The organism is Niallia sp. (genome assembly GCF_031978665.1).
Lineage (GTDB): Bacteria > Bacillota > Bacilli > Bacillales > Cytobacillaceae > Niallia.
This window is the reverse complement of sequence record NZ_DALZDK010000058.1, coordinates 1-6,320: the sequence shown is the minus strand read 5'-3', so window position 1 is coordinate 6,320 and position 6,320 is coordinate 1. Positions and strand designations below refer to the sequence as shown.

Genomic DNA, 6,320 nt, shown 5'->3' with positions numbered 1-6,320 from the left:
TGCGACTCTCCACCTTACTTGCAGGTTCCCCACCTTTACTTGCGACTTCTCGCACTTTACTTGCGAGTTCAACACTTTTTCTTGCGACTCTCCATCTTACTTGCGGGTTCGGCACTCTTACTTGCGACTTTTCGCATCTTACTTGCAGGTTCTCCACTTTTTCTTGCGACTCTCCACCTTACTTGCAGGTTCCCCACCTTTACTTGCGACTTCTCGCACATTACTTGCGAGTTCGGCACTTTTTCTTGCGACTCTCCATCTTACTTGCAGGTTCTCCACTCTTACTTGCGACTTCTCGCATCTTACTTGCAGGTTCTCCACTCTTACTTGCGAGTTCTCACATCTTACTTGCAGGTTCTCCACTCTTACTTGCGACTTCTCGCACTTTACTTGCGAGTTCGGCACTTTTTCTTGCGGCTCTCCATCTTACTTGCAGGTTCTCCACTCTTACTTGCGACTTTTCGCACCTTACTTGCCAGTTCGGCACTTTTTCTTGCGACTCTCCACCTTACTTGCGGGTTCGGCACCCCTACTCCTACTCCCCAAATGCAAGCTGATAATTATACACAGCCCCAATCAAATTGGCATCGTTTCGGAATTCGCAGATTGCTACCTCTGGAAGGAATGGGGCGATTTTCGCGCTTTTTACTACTTTTTCAAGATGTACATTTAGCTTGTCGAGTAGGCCTTCTTTGCTGGAGACGCCGCCGCCGATGATGATTTTTTCTGGATCAAAGCTGTATTGCAGATTGTAGATGCCTGTTGCTAAATAGTGATAGAAGGTTTCTACCTCTTCTTTTGCTAGTTCATCGCCTTGTTCTGCGAGCTCGAACACTTCCTTGCCGCTTAATTCCGTTTCTAATTGTTTTCGCTTGGAATAACGCTTTGCCATATTTACAGCGGTACCTAGGTCGCTGAATGTTTGGTCCTCTTTTAACAGCATGTAGCCAAATTCGCCGCCAAATAGATGTTTGCCGTGACGGATTTTTCCATCGACGATTACTGCTCCGCCTATTCCTGAGCCAATGACAACAAATAGCACATTTTGGAGTCCTTTTGCTGCGCCTTTCCATACTTCTGCAAGCCCTGCACAGTTTGCATCATTTTCCATGGTAACAGGGCAGCCAAATAGCTCCTCTAGCTCAAAAAAAATCGGAAAGTGGTGGATATAGGGAACGGCGCTTGCTCCTTCAATCACCCCTTTGCTCTGGTTTACAGCACCTGGAGAACTGAATGCAACGCCGTCAATTGTATAGCTGGCGTCCATCTTTTCTTTTAGCTGCAGCATCTCTTGTTTCATCTCATCCCAAGTTTTTGGCGTAACGAAAGCTCCTTTGTCCACTAGCTGTTCTTTTTCCCATACGGCAAACTTTACAGAAGACCCGCCTATATCCATTACTAATAAAGACATATGAACACCCCTATCAATGTGTACGCTTTCAATCCTATTATATGCTTTAAGAAAAGACCATCGCAAAAGATAAGCGATGATCTTTGTCCAAATTATTGAATCCCATTATTGGCACTTACTTCTTTAATATAATGGCCAGATTTCTTAATTGTTTTTACTTGTGTATGAATATTGTTCGAAATGAATCCATAGCGGTTGCGGTAGGCATTCATCCAGCTCCAGCAATCGATTGGCGTCCACAGATGGTAGCCATAGCAATTCGATCCTTCTTCGATTCCTTTGTGAACCCATTCTAAATGCTCTTGGATAAACTCGATGCGGTAATCATCCTCGATTACCCCTTCTTCATTTAAGAAGCGGTCTTCTCTGGAAACGCCCATTCCGTTTTCCGATACGAACCATTCAATATTTTTATAATTATCACGAATATTGATCGCAATATCATAAAGTGCCTCAGGGAAGATTTCCCACCCTTTATCTAAGTTCATGCGGCGGCCTGGCATTGCGTAATGATCATAATAACGATCTGGCATCCAGTCTCCCACACTGTTTGGTGCTACATCTGGCGCTTTAACGCGAGATGGGTGATAGAAGTTCACACCAAGTGTATCAATTGTATTTTCCTTTAAAATCGCAAGTTCTTCTTCTGTTGATTCCCAAATCACTTTATCCTTTGTTAACAATTCTACTAATCCTGGCGGGAATTCTCCGTAGACTGCTGTATGAAGGAACATTTCGTTGCGCCATAGGTCAGCAATTCGGCCAGCTTCCACATCTTCTGGCTTATCGCTTGCTGGATAAGAAGGCGTTAAGTTTAAGATTGTACCAATTTTCGCGCCTTTTTCGTTCATTTTTAAATCGCGGAATTCTTTAATTGCCTTTGCAGATGCTAGATTTAGATTGTATGCTACCTGTACTGCTTTTTTGCCGCTTACTACTTTTGGATAATGGAATTGGTATAGATATTGACCATCGACAATTACCATCGGTTCATTAAAAGTAAACCAGTGCTTCACGCGATCGCCGAATAATTCGAAACAGCGGCGAGCAAATTTTGCAAAAAGATCGACTACATGTTTAGACTCCCAGCCACCATATTTATGATATAGCTCTACTGGCAAATCAAAATGGTGTAAGCCAAATACTGGTGTGATGCCTTGTTTAATAAATTCATCAATGACATTATTATAAAAATTCACGCCATCTTCATTTAAACTAGCTGTTTCAAAGTCATCGATTAAACGTGTCCATTGAATAGAAGTACGAACAGAGTTTAAGTTGATTTCTTTCATTAACGCGATATCTTCTACATAGCTATTATAAAAATTGGACGCTGTATCTGGTCCGACTTGATTATAGAATACTTCTGGCTCGATTTCATACCAGTAGTCAAATACGTTTGCATGTTGTTTATTAAAACGTCCTTCACTTTGTGGTCCAGATGTCGCTGCACCCCACCAAAAATTTTCCGGGAACTTTTTCATGATTTTTGTCTCCTTTATTGTTTCTCTGTTAAATAAAATATTTTACTGTTGTAATCCGTTATATGCTCTCTTGACCAGTATTCGCTGGCACGATCGATATAGTTTCCTGCGAAAAGAAGACCGATTTCCATTAAGTCATCGCCATATCGCTCTAAGTCATTATTCACTGTATATAATTTATCTGCTGCCAAGCCTTTTAGCTGCAGGCGCTCATACGGTCTATTTGGCTTTGCCAATACTTCATAGTAGCCGACAATTGCTTCTGATTGATCCTCTGAGACTACCATCCAAGCTGTTTCATTATTCGTAAAAGGACTTTGCAAGCGGATAAACGTTCCTTGCTGAATCAGCTTGCGATGCTTTTTAAAGAAAGCAATATGCTCCTTTATCTTTGCATGCTCTTCTGCTGTCATTTTCGTAATGTCTAATTCGTAGCCAAAAGTGCCAAAGTAAGCAACATTTGCCCGCGTATCCAAGCTTGTCATTCTGCCAACTTGATGGTTTGGAACTGCTGACACATGGCTACCAATACTAGAGAGTGGATAAACCATGGACGTGCCATATTGAATTTTCAAACGCTCCACCGCATCGGTATCATCACTCGCCCACGCTTGCGGCGCATAATAGAGCATCCCCGGGTCAAATCTCGCCCCACCACCTGCACAGGACTCAATTAACAGATGCGGATATTTATCTAGCAATCTCTCATATAGAGAATAAACGCCTAAAATATAACGATGGAATACTTCCCCTTGCTGCTCCTTTGGCAACGCAAGCGAGAAGACCTCGGAAATGTAACGGTTCATATCCCATTTAATATAGTCAATTTTGCTTGTTGAGAGAATCGCATCCATCTGTGTAAAAATTCCATCGACAACCTCTGGACGTGAATAGTCGAGGACAAATTGGTTTCGGCCATGGGATGTTCTTTTTCCAGGGACATGAATGAGCCAATCTGGATGCTCTTCAAAAAGCTTTGTTCCTTTGCTGATCATTTCAGGTTCAAACCATAGACCGAATTTTAGATCTAACGAATGAATCTTCTCCGCTAAACCTTTTATGCCATTTGGCAATTTGTCTTTATTTTCAAACCAGTCACCAAGAGAAGAGGTATCGTCATGTCTTTCGCCAAACCAGCCATCATCTAAAACGAATAATTCTACCCCAAGCTCAGCTGCTTTTTTGGCAATATCTACAATCTTTTCCTCATTAAAGTCAAAATAGGTTGCTTCCCAGTTATTGATGAGAATCGGTCGTTCCTTATCCCGCCATTCGCCTCGAGCAAGTCTCGTGCGATAAAGCTCGTGGAAGGTCTGACTCATTCCATTCAATCCTTCATCGGAAAAAACAATGAGAGCTTCTGGTGTTTGGAATGATTCATTCGCCTTTAATTGCCAAGAGAATTCAAAGGGATTAATTCCAATCATTGCCCTTGTAACTTGGTACGTATCTACTTCGACCTGTGCCAAAAAATTGCCGCTATAAATTAAGCTGAATCCGTAGGCTTGACCCGTATGCTCTGTCGTATCTGGTCGCACAAGTGCCATAAACGGATTATGCTGATGGCTGCTTGCTCCTCTTGCACTAGAGACAGCTTGAATACCTGTTATTACAGGCTGTCTCTCCATATGATTTTCCCGTGCCCACGCACCATGCAAATGAACAAGTTCAAAGTTTTTATCTGGAAAATCAAGACTTAAGCTCATGGCCGATTCTAAATCATAGACTTGCTCTCCATCGTTTACAAACTTCGCACTTCTAGCAATCGCCTTTCTTCCTGCAAAAATAGTATAAAATAAATGAATGCTAATATCTGAATACGAATCTTTTAATACTACTTCTAACGTCTCTGCTTCGTCCTTGTCCTCTACATAAGTAGCAGGCAATCCGCTTAATACTGGCTTTCCTTCTAGGATATTATGATGATCGTACCGAAAATCAGAAATTCGATCCCCCTCTGGATAGCGAATTTGCTGAGCCGGTGTGCGAAAATCAGTCGTTCCATAGGAAGGATATTCTTGTCTTATATGTTCTAAAGAAGAGGTATGGTCCCCCTCTAATTGGTTGTTGGAGGGACGAATTTCTCTTTCTAATAAATAATGAAAATTATCACGATGTCTAATTGCTTTGCCAAAATAAAGATGCTCTAGCTGGGATGTTTTTTCAATTACACGAAATAAATAACTAATAAGTCCGTTTGTTAAATGAAATTCTAATGTTTCCTCATTGAAAGCAATCATTTTACTCATGATTTAACAAAAACCCCCTGACTCTGTCTCCTAATTTCGGCAAATATTCATGTCCGTACTCAGGGAAGAAGATCATCTCTTTTGGTGAAGAAATCTGATTGTAGACAGCAAATTGTGTTGCTGGCGGGCACACTCCATCTTCTAAAGCAATCGCCCACTTTACTTCCGCCTTAATCCTTGGTGCTAAATGTTGTAAATCGATATATTCTAACGTCTGGAAAAATTCTTCTTCTCTATCATGCATTGGATCCCGAAATCGGAACCAATAAGCAAGTTCCTCATAAGCAGATGAATTAATATCTAACTCAAACACTTTTCGATAATCACTAAGGAATGGGTATTGCGCGACTACTTTTTTTACTCTTGGTTCAAGCGCAGCACATACTAATGACAACGCACCGCCCTGTGATGCTCCCTGAACGGAAATCGATTCTTCATCGACTTCCTCCATGCTCATTAATATTCTTGCAGCATGAGCAGTATCTAAAAATACACTTCGATAATAAAGGCTCTCTGGTCCTTCTTCGACACCTCGAATAATTAATCCTTTTAATGTCGTTCCTTTTGCGGTTGTATTATCTTCTGATTCTCCACCTTGTCCCCGGCAATCCATTGCAAGAACAGCGAACCCCTCTGTTACCCAGGAAAGCTTATCGCCAAAGTCCCCACTGTCCCCATGGTAGCCATGAAACATCAGCATACCTGGCACTTTTCCTTCTATTTTCTTCGGTCGAATATATTGACACCTTACCTTTGCTCCTTTTACCCCTGTAAAATACAAGTTGTAAAAATCCGCCGTTTTTGAAGGAATGTCTACCTTTTCTAATGTATACTCTAAGCTTTGTTCATCTAGCTCTTGTAACGCCTTGCCCCAAAATGCATCAAAATCTTCGGGCTTTCTCCCAGAGCCTTTATATTCTCGATATTCATTGATTACCTGCTCTTTTTTCATGAAGGGCACCTCCGAACTGTTATCGCTTTCATTATAATGTATATACTTGAAGTTGTAAATGTCTATATTTATTTTTGGTAATGTAAAACCAAAATTTTATTAGGTGACGGTGGGTGGAATATTTGCTTGGACTGATTGGCACTTTGTTCACTTATTGGTTTTTTTGAAAGAGGATCTGTTACCTTGATGCTCGCTTTTTCTGCCGGTCGGGCTTAGATACGGGT

General features: G+C 41.4%; 6 protein-coding genes. All 6 read right to left on the bottom strand.

Annotated features, from left to right (window positions below):
• Nucleotides 1-138: 138 nt before the first annotated feature.
• The 6 genes from RTL21_RS22070 to RTL21_RS22045 all read right to left on the bottom strand — a co-directional run bounded on the left by RTL21_RS22070 (nucleotide 139) and on the right by RTL21_RS22045 (nucleotide 6,096).
• A complete protein-coding gene (locus RTL21_RS22070) occupies nucleotides 139-405 on the bottom strand; it encodes a hypothetical protein (RefSeq protein ID WP_312099182.1) in 267 nt (88 codons plus the stop codon).
• Entirely contained in the window at nucleotides 387-527 is a 141-nt protein-coding gene (locus tag RTL21_RS22065; RefSeq protein WP_312099181.1) for a hypothetical protein, read from the bottom strand. The genes RTL21_RS22070 and RTL21_RS22065 overlap by 19 nt, the downstream gene beginning before the upstream one ends.
• 8 nt (nucleotides 528-535) lie before the next feature.
• Nucleotides 536-1,411 (bottom strand): ROK family protein, encoded by an 876-nt coding sequence (locus tag RTL21_RS22060; RefSeq protein ID WP_312099179.1) that lies wholly within the window; start codon nucleotides 1,409-1,411, stop codon nucleotides 536-538.
• Nucleotides 1,412-1,503: 92 nt separating this feature from the next.
• Complete coding sequence (locus tag RTL21_RS22055) at nucleotides 1,504-2,898, bottom strand: glycoside hydrolase family 1 protein (RefSeq protein ID WP_312099200.1); 1,395 nt, start codon at nucleotides 2,896-2,898, stop codon at nucleotides 1,504-1,506.
• 11 nt (nucleotides 2,899-2,909) lie between these two features.
• Nucleotides 2,910-5,144 (bottom strand): alpha-galactosidase, encoded by a 2,235-nt coding sequence (locus RTL21_RS22050; RefSeq protein WP_312099177.1) that lies wholly within the window; start codon nucleotides 5,142-5,144, stop codon nucleotides 2,910-2,912.
• Nucleotides 5,137-6,096, bottom strand: a complete 960-nt coding sequence (locus tag RTL21_RS22045) for an acetylxylan esterase (RefSeq protein WP_312099175.1) — start codon at nucleotides 6,094-6,096, stop codon at nucleotides 5,137-5,139. The genes RTL21_RS22050 and RTL21_RS22045 overlap by 8 nt, the downstream gene beginning before the upstream one ends.
• Nucleotides 6,097-6,320 lie beyond the last annotated feature (224 nt).

Coding starts and splice junctions, on each gene's coding strand:
- RTL21_RS22045 (WP_312099175.1), bottom strand. CDS start 6,096: ATGAAAAAAGAGCAGGTAATCAATGAATATCGAGAATATAAAGGCTCT.
- RTL21_RS22060 (WP_312099179.1), bottom strand. CDS start 1,411: ATGTCTTTATTAGTAATGGATATAGGCGGGTCTTCTGTAAAGTTTGCC.
- RTL21_RS22050 (WP_312099177.1), bottom strand. CDS start 5,144: ATGAGTAAAATGATTGCTTTCAATGAGGAAACATTAGAATTTCATTTA.